Raw genomic sequence first — 14,385 nt, 5'->3', positions numbered from 1 at the left:
TTATCGAGTTGATTTTAATGACTTTAAGAAAATGTTTAACCTCATGAAAATTTTGAATAATCGACTTCTTTCCAAATCATCATACTTATAGATTGTTGTAGTACTTTTCGAATAGTTAGACAAAATAATACTAAAATATTTTTTGAACTCTTCATTTCGCGATTTCAACATTGGTATCAAAAGATTAGTATCCTCATTATTGACAAGAGAATTAATTAAAAAGTCTCCTTCATTACAATAATTTTTAAAAAATTCTTGAAGTGTCTTTTGTCTCTCTAAATTCGCTCTAGATTGATTATTAAAATCAGAACTTATTCCATCTTCCCGAAATTTAGAAATTACATTATCAATCATCCTATAACTTACGTTATGTAAAAATTTCGCATAAAGAAACCATTTCCAGTCTGATACTATTTTTAGTTCTTCGTCATACATCCCAATAGAAAAGAACAATTCTTTCTTAATGAATGTCGATGGATGGCTTAGCGAGCTGAAATACATCACCTCAAATGTCATTTCTTTAGGAGAAGATATGTTTTCGATTATCCCATTTGACTTTAATGACACCATATTTCCTGATATTATGTCATCTTCAGCCAATAAACTATTTACCTCCTCTAAAACTTTGTTATTATATAAAGTATCTCCACTATTTAAAAACAACAAATATTCTCCATTAGACGCCAAAATACCTTTATTCATTGCATGATAGATTCCTCTATCTTTCTCACTTACCCAATAATTGATTATTTGAGAATTAGATTCAATGATTTCTTTACTACCATCAGATGATCCCCCATCAATAACGATATATTCGAAATCATGAAAAAACTGATTCTTAACACTTTCGAAAGTATCTTGCAACCCCTTACAGTTGTTATAGTTTATAGTTACAATACTCAGTTTCATATTATTGTTTATGAATTTATTTTTCTGGATTTTAAAACATCTAAATAGTTAAAAAATCAAAGTGTTACTAAATTAATTATTATGAAAATTCTTCAGTCTTAGAAATCTTATAGGGAATTTAAGAAGTATCGTTAACAAATTTTTCCAACCAACAATTCTTAGATACCTTTTTGACAATATTCTATTGAAATACGATAGTAGCGTGTAATTATTTTGAACTACTAGCCGTAAATATCTGTATTCACCATTCGCATCTATTGATCCTTCGATTTTATTATTTAAAGAAATAGGTAACTTATGAGACCATTTTTTGTTGAAATTATTTAGCTCCTCCAACCATTCCCTATTATAATTCCCATCAGAAAAATGTTCTGTTATAACATCATATATAACTTTAACATTGTAGTTCTTTGATACTCTGAGAGTAAAATCAACATCATAAAAATGAAATTTAGTGAAATTTTTATCATCAAATCGATATTTCTCCCATATGGCCCTCGTCGTTGCAATGAAAAAGCCATCTAAAGCTACTACAGCTTTATAATTAATATTCTTTGAACCAATATTTAGATATACAGACTCCTTATCAATAAACTTATGATGTTGTACCAAATGAAACGCTTCATGCTCCTGCAAATATCCTCCCCATCCGGTAAAAATATAAGGCAAATAGCTACTACCAGCGAAACCGATTGCCCCTAATAATTTATCTTCTTTAAAATATTCTATAATTTTTACGCCCCATTGTTGAGTTTTAAAAATCATATCTTCATGGCAAAAAATCAATATTTCATTTTTTGCCTTAATAGCACCAATATTATAAGCCTCACAAATACTATATTTTGCGTGATTTTCAATCTGAATTATTTCAAATTCAACACCAATAGTTACCTCTACATTTTTGACAAACTGTTCAAAGTAAAGCTGATTATAAGATGATAATATTATTGATATCATGTATGGAAACTAATAATTTAAATGCTTAAAGTGACATTTTTATTTTTCTCTTAATAAAATTTATTAGTCGACTCACATTCCGAAAGCCATAATTATTAAACTCATATAACAAGCTGTTATATTTATTTAAATAGACTTTTATAATTTTATTTTTATCATTAATTCTTGTTAGCAAAAAATTATAAACTTCAGAGTCGCTTCTACAATAATTATCACAAATCAACTTAAACACAACATTCTCAGCATCATTCATCTGATCTATATCCTTAGACATACTTTTAGGATTATCACGATACAAAGCCAATTGTTCTGGAATAATTTTACAGGAAACTTTAGGGTCTTTAAAAAAATCCAACCAAAAGATCCAATCTTCCTTTGATTTTAAATCTTCCTTAAACTTATGTATATGCTTAGATTTAAATAGTCCAGCATGAATAGGAATGTTAAATTGCCAATCCCAACCATATAACAATGCTGAATAATCTATCGTTAAATTCAAATAATTGCAAAACTTACCTCTCAACCCTTTAGCATCAAACATTGCAAAATCAGTTACGACACATTCATAATCTACAAAGTAGGATGAAGATATTTCAATTTTTTTTTCTTTAATTACATCATCACAATCAAGAAATTGGATCCATTCTCCTTTAACTAAACTTAATCCTGCATTCCTAGCTGAAGACAATCCTCCATTTTCTTTATACAAATACTTGAACCTCGAATCCCTAGACACCCACTTCTTCGCTACCGATTCCGTATCATCAGGGGAACCATCATTCACAATAATGCATTCCCAATTTGTATAAGTTTGATCCATTACAGACTGCAAGCAGTCGTCTAGATACTGCCCTTGATTGTAGCACGGTACTATTACTGAAATTAAAGGGTTGCTATTATTCATTTTGTTAAAGATTTTTGAACCATTTAATGAACCCGATCTTACTTATCAACTTTAAAAGTCTTGATCCCCTCACCATATCTAGTTTAGATATATGCTCCTCTCTCGAAATAAAGTATTCACAAAACATATCTTCTATATTGATGTTATTACGCTCTGCAGATTTTATAATCGCAACCCAATGCCAAAATACTGCTTTTCGTGAATTATCATTTGTTGAAATACCACCACTATGAACCCTATAGAAATACAAAGGAATATCTAAATGCTTCACAGGAGCTACTTCACACATTTTCATATAGATGTCCTTATCCTCAGCTATCCTTAATTTTATGTCAATTCCAGAAGTTTTATCATAAATTAATTTTTTAAAAGTAGCAAAGTGTGAAATCTCACCCTTAAAATTAAAATATGACATTTCTTTCAAGGATACTACTTGCATAGCCTTGTGTTCACAAATAATTGCTAAGTAAGAATCACAGAAGTAAAAATTTGAATATACTAGACCAACATCCAAATATTTTAAATGAATAGACACAACTGACTCAATTGCATCTGCAGTTAATGTGTCGTCTGGATCTAGAAAACCAAAAATTTCCCCCTTTACTAAATTTGCTAAATACCTTTTTGTAAAGCCTACCCCCTTATTTACTGCATTCCTGTATAATCGAACTCGATGGTCATTTGCAACCAATTGCTTCACAATATCAAATTCTGATTCATCTGAATAATCATCAACCACAATAATTTCAAAATTCGAATAGCTCTGAGCTAAAACACTATCATATGCCTCTTTGAAATATCGTGCATTATTAAAGTGTGCTATTAATACTGAAAATAAAGGTCTATCTATCATAGATCTAATGCTAAATTAATAATTTTAAGAGCTCTTTCTTATCTGTATCTGATATAAAATAATATTGTAACAATTGTCTATTTTCTTCAATAAGATTTTGCATAACCATACTTGATGATTGAATATCATTTAATAAAAAAGCTAACTCTTCAATTGTATTACAGAAACATCTATATTTTGAATTACTAGAGACTAATGAGTCCCCATTATAAAAAATAGTTTTTAATCCATAGTATAAACATTCAATAGAAGAATATCCAATAAAATCGCCTATTGAAATATTTAAATAAACATCATTATACGAACTAGGTAACTCATTAATTGGTATTGATTTATTACTAAAACTTACCAAATCACGGATTGATAACTCATTAGCCCTAGTGACTATTTTATTAAAAACCTCTGTACAATAAATCTCCCCAATAAAATATATTCCAATACAATGTCCAAACTTTTTCTTTACTAAAGAAAGTGCTTCTAAATAAAAATTGAAAAAATCCTTGTCATCGGCAATTCTTGAAACTACATTTAACTTAATCATCGTTCAATATCAATTTAAAATGAACCTCCCTACATTTAACATTATAACTTTCGTGAATTTCGTTTTCTTGATACTTGTTGATGTAGACTAACAAATTTGAATTATCCTCAAAGATTTCCGGCCTAAATGTATATCTTCGTCCTTCATATTGAATTTTATTGGTAATATGCCATAATACTTTCCGTGAAATATTAAAAAATGGCATATATCGATCTGCTATTACTAAATTCATAAAATGAACCTTAGTAAAGAAAACATTCCCTAGGAAACGAAACAATATGTTCCAATAAATAGATCTGAAATCAAAGTTCTTTAAAAGAATCTTAAAACTACAAACATCAACCCTTAAGACCTTAACCTTTTGTTCTTCAAATAACCGATCATAAAACTCTTGATCTTTTCTATTTGGTATTACAATAATAGGTCTTATATTATGACTAACTAAAAATTTTGTAAGCTCAAATACATATTTTTCAGCCCCCCCAATACCAAGAAAATAATTAACTATTAAAATTTTTTTTTTAAACATCTAGTACTTATTCAAAAGATCAACAATAGTCGTCACCTCAGAATCAGACATTACAGGACTGATTGGTAAACTTAACACTTCGTCGTGCATCTGCTCGGATATCGGATAACTTTTATTATTCCATTCAGCATAAGCCTTTTGTTTATGTGGAGGAATTGGGTAATGAATAACCGTTTGTACCCCATTATCAGTCAGATATTGCTGTAACTCATCACGATCAACACTACGCACTACATAAACGTGCCATACATGCTCTTGTTCATCATTAGGAATCTCAGGCAACTGAAGTTTAGGATTTACAATCTCCTTATTATAACGCTTAGCAATCATTCGTCTTACTGCATTCTCTTCGTCTATATACTTGAGTTTGACATCCAATACCGCAGCCTGTATCTCGTCCAAGCGTGAATTCAAACCTTGATATATATTCACATATTTTTGGTTAGAACCATAGTTCGCTAATGCGCGTATGGTAGCCGCCAAAGCATCATCTTCTGTAGTCACAGCACCTGCATCACCTAATGCACCAAGATTTTTACCTGGATAAAAACTAAATCCTGCAGCATCCCCCAACTTACCGGTTTTGATACCTTGCCATGATGCGCCAATAGCCTGTGCATTGTCTTCGACGATCTTAAGGTTGTGCTTTGTAGCAACAGCTCTCAACTGCTCACTATATACTACTCGACCTTGCAAATGCACTAGCATGATAGCCTTAGTACGTGCAGTAATCTTTTCTTCGATACGACCAATATCAATGTTGAACGTTTGCGGATCAGGCTCAACTAATACAGGTACAAGATTATTATCAGATATTGCCAATATGGAAGCGATATAGGTATTCGAAGGTACTATTACCTCATCACCTGCTTTTATCAGCCCAAGCTCTTTATACGCACGCAATATCAGACGCAGTGCGTCTAAACCATTAGCAACACCTATAGCGTGCTTCGTGCCAATATATGCAGCCAAATTAACCTCAAAGCGCTTTACCTCTTCACCTAACAAATACCATCCCGAACGAAATACGTCTAATAATCGTTGCTCTATTTCTTCTTTATGTAAAAAGTTTACTTGTAATAAATCTAAAAACTTAATCATGCTTATCTAATTTATGCTGGTTTCCATGCTTATCTCGAAAATCAAGATCTAATAATACACCATCATCCGTAATATACCCCATATGTCTTGCAGGATTTCCATAATAGACTGTGTTCGGTAATATTGATTTGGTCAATACAGATCCTGCTCCCACTAGAGCATAATCACCTACTGTGACACCTGCTATTATAGTAGCATTGGCACCGATTGAAGCACCTCGTTTTACAATTGTACGTTCGAATTGTTCGGGATATTGTTTTGATCGTGGAACTAAATCATTAGTAAAGGTAACATTTGGACCTATAAAGACATTGTCTTCTACTGTTACACCATCCCACAGTTGTACACCAGACTTTACTGTTACATTGTCACCTATCAATACATCATTCTCAATAAAGACATTATTACAGATATTACAATCCTTACCTATTACAGCATTACCCAATACTACACAGAATTGCCACACCTTCGTGCCTTCGCCTATATTCTTTGATTGCACATCAGCCAAATTATGAATAAACATTATTTAGATCTATAGTTTAAAAATTCTTGATAATCTCTAATATAATCAGATTCAGTATATAATTCAGATGCAAGACAAAGTAATACCGCTGAATGTGAAAATTGAATATCTCTCCAAATTAAATTTGACAAATACAAACCCTTTTCTGGGGAATCCAAAACAAATGTTTCCTTATTACCTTCCCTATCTTCCACATTAAAAGTTATACTACCAGAGACTGCAAATATCACTTGTTGTAAATTCTTATGCGCATGACCTCCTCGAGTTACATCTTGTGGCGTATAATAAGTCCAATACACTCTTTTTATATCGAAAGGGATATTCTTAGTCTCTTCAGCAACAGTGATATACCCTAATTGCATAGAGCCTATTTTATCAAAATTAATTATACTTGGTTTATCAAAATTCATATTTATATAATATTAAATTTTAAGTCGGGCCTTATAACTCCTGGCAAAACATTAGAATTAGAACCAAGAATCTCATTTTCAATTTCAAATCCTATAAGCCCATCTTTATGATATAATGCATATCGTTGATCTTCACCAAAAATCAACTTAAAATAATAACTACCAGCATTTAATAAATTTGGAGGAATTTCAAAGCTCACATCATACATCCCTTGACGAGAATCCTTATTTGTACTTATTAACGCACCAGTATGAAATACGGGTACTTCTTCTGTTGTACGCAACTCAAATGTTGCATCCAAATTGATATTTGGTTTATTGTTATAAAATTTCAACGTAACCTTTATGCCTGAAGATATCGTTAAGAAATCACCATTCAACGGCTCTGCTGAAAAATGAAGAATTTTAATATTATCATTACCAACCGCTTCCTCGATAGAAGAAACCTCGTAATGATTATTTGTATTAGCTCCCTTTTGGTAAAGAGAAACAGCTTCCAACGCTGTACCTTGAAAAGCTAATTGTCCATTTTGAAGTAAAATACCACTATTACAAAGCTCTTTGACAGAAGCCATATTATGCGACACAAACAATACTGTACGTCCCTCTCCCTTGGAAACATCTCCCATCTTACCAAGGCATTTTTTCTGAAACTCTGCATCTCCTACCGCCAATACCTCGTCCACGATAAGAATCTCAGACTCTAGATGTGCAGCCACAGCAAAAGCCAGTCGAACATACATACCTGAAGAGTAACGCTTAACAGGAGTATCAATATAACGCTCTACACCAGCAAAGTCCACTATCTCATCAAATTTACGCTTGATTTCTCTACGTGTCATTCCTAAAATAGCGCCATTCAAAAAGATATTTTCCCTTCCTGTCATCTCGGGATGGAAGCCTGTACCTACCTCCAGCAACGAAGCAATACGCCCCTTTACCTTAATATTCCCTGTAGTTGGTTTAGTTACTTTAGACAACAGTTTGAGCAATGTAGATTTACCCGCACCATTACGTCCAATTATTCCAACCGCATCACCCTGTTCTATTTTAAAATTGACATCTTTCAACGCCCATACGTAGTCAGAATCACCCTTTTTTGTACGATCATTAGACTCGCCTATTTTCAAATACGGATCTTCCTTCCCTCGTATCTTATGCCACCATCGATTCAAATCATGGGATAATGTCCCTGTTCCTACTTGACCTAAGCGGTATTGCTTTGATAAACTTTCTACTTCTAATGCTATATTTTTCATCAATTTCTGTCAATTAAGGTTTAGATAGTATCCATGAAGCCTTTTTGAACTTTATTAAACACTAAAGTTCCTATGATAAGTAATATAGCAATAACTATAGTAGAGTAGATCAACATGTCTCCATTAAAATTCCCAACTCCTAAATAACCATATCGAAAGCATTCTACTATAGCTGTCAATGGATTCAACAATATTATATCACGAAGTCGCTCATTCATAGCCGAAACAGGATAAATGATCGGCGTTGCATACATAAACAACTGTATACCAAAACTCAACAACATAGTCATGTCCTTGTACTTTGTCGTCATACTACTGAAGATCATTCCCAAACCTAATGCAAATCCTGCCATCAATATTATCAGAAAAGGGGTCATCAACACCCATGCATTAGGCATTAAGTCGCCCGATAGGGTATAGAAAATTACAACGCCTATGAAAAGCAGAAATTGAACTCCGAACTGCATAAGATTAGACGTCACCACTGCCAAAGGCATAATAAGACGCGGAAAATAAACCTTTCCAAATATATTTGCATTAGTTGTGAAAACTCCTGCCGTTTGATTCAGACTATTGGAAAAATAATTCCAAAGCACGATTCCCGAAAGATAAAACGCTACTTGAGGCGCTCCATCCGTCGATAGTCCAGCCAAATTCCCGAATACAAACGTATACATGACGGTCGTAAATATTGGATTTACAAAAAACCATATCGGACCTAATACTGTTTGTTTGAAATACGTTACAAAATCCCGCTTAACTAACAGTAAAAGTAAATCACGATACCGCCATACTTCTTTAAGATTTAAACTCAATAAACTAGACTGCGGCTCAATAACCTCTGTCCATTCATTCTCCTCAGTATATTTTTTATCCAACTCTATCATTTATTTATTTCAAAATACTTCAATTTTTTATGACAAAATCCAATTAAGTATTAAATTCCTCATTTAACATTCTACGCAAACCTTCTTCCATGCTAAAAGGCGGCAAAAAACCTGATGACATTGCCTTTGTGGAATCGTATTTTGTTACCGCACAAAATTTCTTCACTCTTACCGAGCTAATTGAAAGTTTTCTTCTAGTCACAAATGCCAACAAATCGAAGCAATATCCCCCAAACATGCCTATAGCATATGGTATCTTAACAGAAGGAATATTCTTTCCCAATATTTTTCCGGTATGATATACCAAATCGTTAGTCGTAAAATCAGGTTTGTCGACATAATTATATACATTATATCCAGATTTGACTTCTTCCATCATAAACTGTATAAATGCAACCACATTACCTACATAAGACATGGATTTTTGGTTATTACCCGCACCAATCATCATAAATTTACCCGAGGCAATCTGTTTTAAAAGATTAAATACATTTCCTCGATTTCCTTCTCCAAATATTACTGTAGGACGAACAATATTAATATTCCAGTCTCCGTGATTAACATACCATTCTTGCAACACTTGTTCTGCTTGCCATTTACTAATACCATAATGATTGAATGGATCTACAGGAAATGTTTCACCAGGATTATCTTTGTCTAGCCCATACACCGCTACCGAACTTGTAAAGATCAACCTCTTGATGCTATTAGCCTCCATCGCAGCAAGTGTATGGTGCATACCTTGTACATTCACGTCATAATACAGCGATGTTGGTGAAACATCATCCCTATGCTCTGCCGCCAAAAGTATAACGATATCTACCCCAGATAGCAATTTTGTCAATGTCTCAATATCCAGCACATTACCTTCTCTCCACAAAGAAACATGTTTTACACTTTTATTTTTATCAATATTAACTATTGATGCAATATCCTTACCTTCTAATAGTTTATCTATTAACTTGCTACCGACAAAACCAGAGCCTCCTATAATAGCGACATTCATACAGATAATTATAATTATTAAATATTTACAGTCTTTTTCTTATTAACAATGTAATTAAAAGACAAAGTCATCACGCCCCACAGCACTAGATCCATCAGTATCACTACATTATTACTTATATATTGAACAGCTATAAGATTGAAAATGGAAAAAAACAAAGAAAGCCCTATAATTGACATCATTGCGCCGTGCTGAGACATTCCTGACCTTAATAATTTATGATGTAAATGACTTCTATCTGCCTTAAATAATGGTTTTTTAGCAAGAAAACGAACAACAATTACGCGTAAGACATCGAATACAGGAACTAAAAGTGTTGAAAAAGCAACCACTATTGCTCCTTCAGCAAAAGGTTTTATCTCTTTCAAATTCATAGAATAACTAATCGCTAAAAAAGCTACTGTATAGCCTAATGTCATACTTCCCGTATCCCCCATGAAGATCCTCCTCCTTCTCTTAGATACTCCAAATACATTATAATAAAAGAATGGAATTAATACACCTGCAGTTATCCATGCCAATAAAGTGTGAACCCAAGCTCCATTATAAAAAAACAAACCACCCATCACCAAACAACTAACGCATACTAATCCTGAGCAAAGACCATCCAAACCATCTATGAGATTAATCGAATTAATTATCAAGACTGTTGCAAAAACAGTTAAAATAGCCCCGAACCAATAGGGCAATCCAACTATAAAAAAGAATCCATACAAGTCATTAATCCATAATCCAGAAATAGGGAATAACAATGCGGCAACAATTTGCACTAGAAATTTCCATTTATAATGCACGTGTACTAAATCATCCGCAACCCCCATGATGAATAGCATAACCATCCCCACACCCCATACAACAAACATTGGTAGTATTTTCCAAGTAGTTATCTCTTTCACAAAATAGGTGTTTAAACCAAAATTATATATGATAACTAAGGATAAAGCCATTATACATAATTGCGTTGGCATGAAAGCTAGTCCACCCAACCTAGGAATCGATGTCTGGTGCAATTTTCTCGCATCTATTGGGTCGAACAAACGCTTTTTATACGTAATAAGCAGGATATATGGAATGATTGCCCTTCCCAAAATAATAGCTAAGCAAAAAGGAATAATTAGTAAGATATAATCCATTTATTAGAAGTTATTTCATAGCGACTGTTAACAATAGAACTTAATTACTGCGGTCAATTTGGCACAAAAATAAGTATATATATTCTCAATTCAGAAAGTATATAAATATCCTTACTTGAAAAACTATACTATCGTAGTCGTTAATTTACAAAAAAAAGGTGAGTTTATTATTCAAACTCACCTTTTTATATTGGAATTGTTAAAAATTAAATTTTAAATACTGATCTAATTTTTTCCCACGTACTTTTCTTTTCCTGAGCATCACCGTAGCCATAACCATAACCATAGCCATAACCATAACCACGTTTAAAGTCAACATCGTTAATAACGACAGCTAAATTTTTCAGCTTATTCTGATTATACAATTCTTTCGGAACATTTAGAAGGCGTTTATCCAAATAGTTTGCCCTACACACGTAAATGGTTAAATCAGCAAATTCTGAGATCAAAATGGTATCCGTTACTAAACTTACAGGAGCCGTATCCACAATTACATAATCATAGTTGTCTCTGCCGTATTTTATTATTTCTTCAAAATGACCATTCATTAATAACTCCGCGGGATTTGGCGCAATATATCCTGAATAAATTATATCAAAATCATAAGGTGCAGGTTTGCGAATTATAATTTCAGCAATTGGCATTTCAGGATTAATCAAATATTGAGTAATTCCAACATTTGTATGTTGCAAATGCGATAAACCTAAATAATCTAACACTTTAGGTGAACGAATATCAGCACCAAGTAACAGAACCTTCTTTCCTGACATCGCTAGAATCTTAGCTAAGTTAGTTGCAATAAATGATTTTCCCTCTCCAGAAGTCGTTGATGTCACATAAATCACAGAACTCTTACCTTTATTAGCAGATAGCATAAAAGAAATATTTGTTCGCAAAATACGGATTGCTTCCGCCAATGACGACCTATCATTATCTTTTATAATTGGGTATTCAGAAGCAGGTATTTCACCTAAAATAGGTGCTGGAAATACAGATTCTACGTCACGTCGTGATTGAACTTTATTATCCAATAAGAATTTAATATATAATATTACAAAAGGAATAAGTAACCCTGCGATTAATGCACCTAAAACAATAACAGATTTTTTTGGTGATACAGGAACTGATGATCCATACGCAGAATCAATAATTTTCAAAACATCTGGCTGCGCAGAAGCTTTAATTTCGTTCTCTTCTCTCTTCTCTAATAAGAATAAGTATATAGACTCAACAATTTTCTGTTGTCTTGAAATGTCCTTAAAACCCAATTCTTGTCGAGGAACTGCAGAGACTTTACCCTGCAACTGATTACGTTTACTCTCAGAATTATTAAGAGACAATCCTAATACAGATCTATAATTATCTAGAGATGTAATCAAGTTCTTATTGACAGATTTAATATTATCTGTCAAATTCTTTACTACGGGATTCTCCTCTGTTGAACTTCTTAGTAAATCATCCCTTTCCAAAACAAGTTTATTATATTCAACTAATGTTTGCTCAATAGACTGATCCTGTAGCCCTATATTTGTAGGCAGTAATTCTAAATCTGAATTACTTTGAATAGACTCACGCATATAATCAACCAACTGTAACTGCGTGCGTTTCTCAAGAACTTCCTTATCTGCATCTGTAAGTGTCTTCAAACTCAGTTCAGCTTCAGCTATCAAATCTGTCACATTATTTGAAGACTTGAAATCCTGAACTTTTTTATCTGCATTATCTAAATCTTGACCAATCAATTGTAAACGAGAACTAATAAATCGTGACGTGGCAAGTGTAACTTTATTCTTGTCATCAGATACATCTTGATTGTACTGCTTAATTAATTCATTAACAATCAATTTTGACTTTTCAATAACTGGACCTGTTAAAGAAAAGTTAACAATATAAGATTGCTTCTCAGCATTGGGAGAAATTGAAATTACTTTTTGTAAATTATCAATAGCTTGATCCACCGAAATAACATTAACTTTAACAGTACTACCAATGCTATTCACAAATTCCTTATTAGGTAAAATAACAAATTCACCAAATGAAGTTGTTAAAACATTACCCAAGGAATACTTATCAATTTTTTTTCCATTTAATTCTTCAATAGAAAGCGTATTATTATCTAAAATTTCAAACTTTAAACTACCAGTAGGTTTTTTTACATTTATTTTTTTTGTTATGATTTTTATTGGGCTTTCACTTTCTAGAAGTTCAGATTCCTTGATTTTCCCTTTTACAAAATAAGTGTTTTGAAAATTATTTCCCTCGATTACCTTACGCAATAACCGTCTTGATTTTAATACATCTATTTGATCTAATACAAAAGCAGATTGTCCTGATCCTCCAGTAAGTGAACTTAACTCAGCTAATCCAGACAGTTCACCTGAAGCTTTATCTTCTCTCTCCAAAAGTATTTTTGCATCAACTTTGTATTGTGATGTTGAATATCTCAAAAAGACAATAGCCGATAATACTAGGATAACAACTGAAAGAACAAACCACTTCCAATAAAAGAAATATTGTTCTAATAGCTGCTTTAAATCTAGTTCTTGAACTTCTTCAGAATTAATGTTATGTTTTGAATCAGATGAGTTATTCATGTTAATTTTTAATATTTGTAACTATTAAAGCTGTTATGGTTATTAATAAACTTGAGATTGAAATCCAGACGTTAGTATCCTGTCCAAATCTAGAATTTCTAACTTGCGAGGTATTTGGTTCTACGTAAACAACATCATTTTGAGCCAAGTAAAAATATGGAGAGTTAACAATAGAATCTGTTAACAGATTTAATCTATGCATTTCTTTTTCACCATTTTTTTCCCTAACTAATAACACGTTATTTCTTACTCCTTTGATTGTCATATCCCCAGCCAACCCCAGTGCTTCTAATATAGTTACTCTTTCTTGTGATAAATTATAGGTCCCGGGTTTATTTACTTCACCTAACACTGTTATTTTAAAATTAGCGAATGTTATATTTACTCCTGGATTGACAATGTATTCTGTTAATTGTGTTTTCAGGACTTGCGTAGCCTCCAAACGACTAAGTCCCCCCAATTTTAACTTACCTATCACTGGAAAATCGATTTCCCCATTATTATCGACAAGATATGTAGGTTTAAATGCAAAATCTGTAGAATTAGCAGATTGCACTTGATATGGATTCAGCTGATTAAATGGTAAAACTGCTTTTAAATCTGCCGCAGAAACAGTAATTGTCAACAAGTCTTCCTGTTGTATTTTAGGTGCATATTTTATATAAATATTTTCGGGGACTACATTTGAATCTTGTAAATACACGACCTCTCTTCGAGATGCACATGATCCCAAAACAAGGATTAGTATTACAAGATATAAAATTCTTTTCATAACAATA

The 14,385-nt window shown here is 32.6% G+C and carries 15 protein-coding genes; all 15 read right to left on the bottom strand.

Annotated elements, in window-relative coordinates; translation table 11 throughout:
* The 15 genes from IPZ78_RS02990 to IPZ78_RS02920 all read right to left on the bottom strand — a co-directional run bounded on the left by IPZ78_RS02990 (nucleotide 1) and on the right by IPZ78_RS02920 (nucleotide 14,378).
* A complete protein-coding gene (locus tag IPZ78_RS02990; RefSeq protein WP_225551448.1) occupies nucleotides 1-909 on the bottom strand; it encodes a glycosyltransferase family 2 protein in 909 nt (302 codons plus the stop codon).
* Nucleotides 910-981: 72 nt separating this feature from the next.
* The gene (locus tag IPZ78_RS02985) at nucleotides 982-1,866 is read right to left on the bottom strand and encodes a glycosyltransferase (RefSeq protein WP_225551447.1); all 885 of its coding nucleotides are present in this window, start codon (nucleotides 1,864-1,866) and stop codon (nucleotides 982-984) included.
* Between the two features lie 25 nt (nucleotides 1,867-1,891).
* Nucleotides 1,892-2,770 (bottom strand): glycosyltransferase family 2 protein, encoded by an 879-nt coding sequence (locus IPZ78_RS02980; RefSeq protein WP_225551446.1) that lies wholly within the window; start codon nucleotides 2,768-2,770, stop codon nucleotides 1,892-1,894.
* Between the two features lie 4 nt (nucleotides 2,771-2,774).
* Nucleotides 2,775-3,623 carry a glycosyltransferase family 2 protein gene (locus IPZ78_RS02975; protein ID WP_225551445.1) on the bottom strand — a complete coding sequence of 283 codons (849 nt, stop codon included), beginning with the start codon at nucleotides 3,621-3,623 and terminating at the stop codon, nucleotides 2,775-2,777.
* 10 nt (nucleotides 3,624-3,633) lie between these two features.
* Nucleotides 3,634-4,164, bottom strand: coding sequence for a hypothetical protein (locus IPZ78_RS02970; RefSeq protein ID WP_225551444.1), 531 nt, complete (start codon nucleotides 4,162-4,164; stop codon nucleotides 3,634-3,636).
* Nucleotides 4,157-4,693 (bottom strand): hypothetical protein, encoded by a 537-nt coding sequence (locus IPZ78_RS02965; RefSeq protein ID WP_225551443.1) that lies wholly within the window; start codon nucleotides 4,691-4,693, stop codon nucleotides 4,157-4,159. Before IPZ78_RS02965 ends, IPZ78_RS02970 begins: the two co-directional genes overlap by 8 nt.
* The gene (locus IPZ78_RS02960) at nucleotides 4,694-5,794 is read right to left on the bottom strand and encodes a DegT/DnrJ/EryC1/StrS family aminotransferase (RefSeq protein WP_225551442.1); all 1,101 of its coding nucleotides are present in this window, start codon (nucleotides 5,792-5,794) and stop codon (nucleotides 4,694-4,696) included.
* On the bottom strand, nucleotides 5,787-6,317 hold the full coding sequence (locus IPZ78_RS02955) for an acyltransferase (protein WP_225551441.1): 531 nt from the start codon (nucleotides 6,315-6,317) through the stop codon (nucleotides 5,787-5,789). Before IPZ78_RS02955 ends, IPZ78_RS02960 begins: the two co-directional genes overlap by 8 nt.
* Nucleotides 6,317-6,727 carry a sugar 3,4-ketoisomerase gene (locus IPZ78_RS02950; protein ID WP_225551440.1) on the bottom strand — a complete coding sequence of 137 codons (411 nt, stop codon included), beginning with the start codon at nucleotides 6,725-6,727 and terminating at the stop codon, nucleotides 6,317-6,319. The genes IPZ78_RS02955 and IPZ78_RS02950 overlap by 1 nt, the downstream gene beginning before the upstream one ends.
* A gap of 2 nt (nucleotides 6,728-6,729) precedes the next feature.
* Entirely contained in the window at nucleotides 6,730-7,986 is a 1,257-nt protein-coding gene (locus IPZ78_RS02945) for an ABC transporter ATP-binding protein (protein WP_225551439.1), read from the bottom strand.
* A 20-nt stretch (nucleotides 7,987-8,006) separates the two neighbouring features.
* Nucleotides 8,007-8,873, bottom strand: a complete 867-nt coding sequence (locus tag IPZ78_RS02940) for an ABC transporter permease (RefSeq protein ID WP_225551438.1) — start codon at nucleotides 8,871-8,873, stop codon at nucleotides 8,007-8,009.
* 43 nt (nucleotides 8,874-8,916) lie between these two features.
* Nucleotides 8,917-9,879 (bottom strand): NAD-dependent epimerase/dehydratase family protein, encoded by a 963-nt coding sequence (locus IPZ78_RS02935; RefSeq protein WP_262903825.1) that lies wholly within the window; start codon nucleotides 9,877-9,879, stop codon nucleotides 8,917-8,919.
* Nucleotides 9,880-9,896: 17 nt separating this feature from the next.
* The gene (locus tag IPZ78_RS02930) at nucleotides 9,897-11,012 is read right to left on the bottom strand and encodes an MraY family glycosyltransferase (RefSeq protein ID WP_225551437.1); all 1,116 of its coding nucleotides are present in this window, start codon (nucleotides 11,010-11,012) and stop codon (nucleotides 9,897-9,899) included.
* 206 nt (nucleotides 11,013-11,218) lie between these two features.
* Nucleotides 11,219-13,606, bottom strand: a complete 2,388-nt coding sequence (locus IPZ78_RS02925) for a GumC family protein (RefSeq protein WP_225551436.1) — start codon at nucleotides 13,604-13,606, stop codon at nucleotides 11,219-11,221.
* 1 nt (nucleotide 13,607) lies between these two features.
* Nucleotides 13,608-14,378 carry a polysaccharide biosynthesis/export family protein gene (locus IPZ78_RS02920; RefSeq protein ID WP_225551435.1) on the bottom strand — a complete coding sequence of 257 codons (771 nt, stop codon included), beginning with the start codon at nucleotides 14,376-14,378 and terminating at the stop codon, nucleotides 13,608-13,610.
* Between the last annotated feature and the right edge of the window lie 7 nt (nucleotides 14,379-14,385).

The organism is Sphingobacterium bovistauri (assembly GCF_020295405.1).
GTDB lineage: Bacteria > Bacteroidota > Bacteroidia > Sphingobacteriales > Sphingobacteriaceae > Sphingobacterium > Sphingobacterium bovistauri.
Note: the sequence above shows the minus strand (reverse complement) of the source record. Positions and strands in the feature narration are given on the sequence as shown.

Excerpts from the sequence above, each read along its gene's own strand:
- IPZ78_RS02985 (WP_225551447.1), bottom strand. The coding sequence starts at position 1,866 with ATGATATCAATAATATTATCATCTTATAATCAGCTTTACTTTGAACAG.
- IPZ78_RS02935 (WP_262903825.1), bottom strand. The coding sequence starts at position 9,879 with ATGAATGTCGCTATTATAGGAGGCTCTGGTTTTGTCGGTAGCAAGTTA.
- IPZ78_RS02990 (WP_225551448.1), bottom strand. The coding sequence starts at position 909 with ATGAAACTGAGTATTGTAACTATAAACTATAACAACTGTAAGGGGTTG.
- IPZ78_RS02975 (WP_225551445.1), bottom strand. The coding sequence starts at position 3,623 with ATGATAGATAGACCTTTATTTTCAGTATTAATAGCACACTTTAATAAT.
- IPZ78_RS02955 (WP_225551441.1), bottom strand. The coding sequence starts at position 6,317 with ATGTTTATTCATAATTTGGCTGATGTGCAATCAAAGAATATAGGCGAA.
- IPZ78_RS02960 (WP_225551442.1), bottom strand. The coding sequence starts at position 5,794 with ATGATTAAGTTTTTAGATTTATTACAAGTAAACTTTTTACATAAAGAA.
- IPZ78_RS02925 (WP_225551436.1), bottom strand. The coding sequence starts at position 13,606 with ATGAATAACTCATCTGATTCAAAACATAACATTAATTCTGAAGAAGTT.
- IPZ78_RS02940 (WP_225551438.1), bottom strand. The coding sequence starts at position 8,873 with ATGATAGAGTTGGATAAAAAATATACTGAGGAGAATGAATGGACAGAG.
- IPZ78_RS02970 (WP_225551444.1), bottom strand. The coding sequence starts at position 4,164 with ATGATTAAGTTAAATGTAGTTTCAAGAATTGCCGATGACAAGGATTTT.
- IPZ78_RS02920 (WP_225551435.1), bottom strand. The coding sequence starts at position 14,378 with ATGAAAAGAATTTTATATCTTGTAATACTAATCCTTGTTTTGGGATCA.
- IPZ78_RS02980 (WP_225551446.1), bottom strand. The coding sequence starts at position 2,770 with ATGAATAATAGCAACCCTTTAATTTCAGTAATAGTACCGTGCTACAAT.
- IPZ78_RS02965 (WP_225551443.1), bottom strand. The coding sequence starts at position 4,693 with ATGTTTAAAAAAAAAATTTTAATAGTTAATTATTTTCTTGGTATTGGG.
- IPZ78_RS02950 (WP_225551440.1), bottom strand. The coding sequence starts at position 6,727 with ATGAATTTTGATAAACCAAGTATAATTAATTTTGATAAAATAGGCTCT.
- IPZ78_RS02930 (WP_225551437.1), bottom strand. The coding sequence starts at position 11,012 with ATGGATTATATCTTACTAATTATTCCTTTTTGCTTAGCTATTATTTTG.
- IPZ78_RS02945 (WP_225551439.1), bottom strand. The coding sequence starts at position 7,986 with ATGAAAAATATAGCATTAGAAGTAGAAAGTTTATCAAAGCAATACCGC.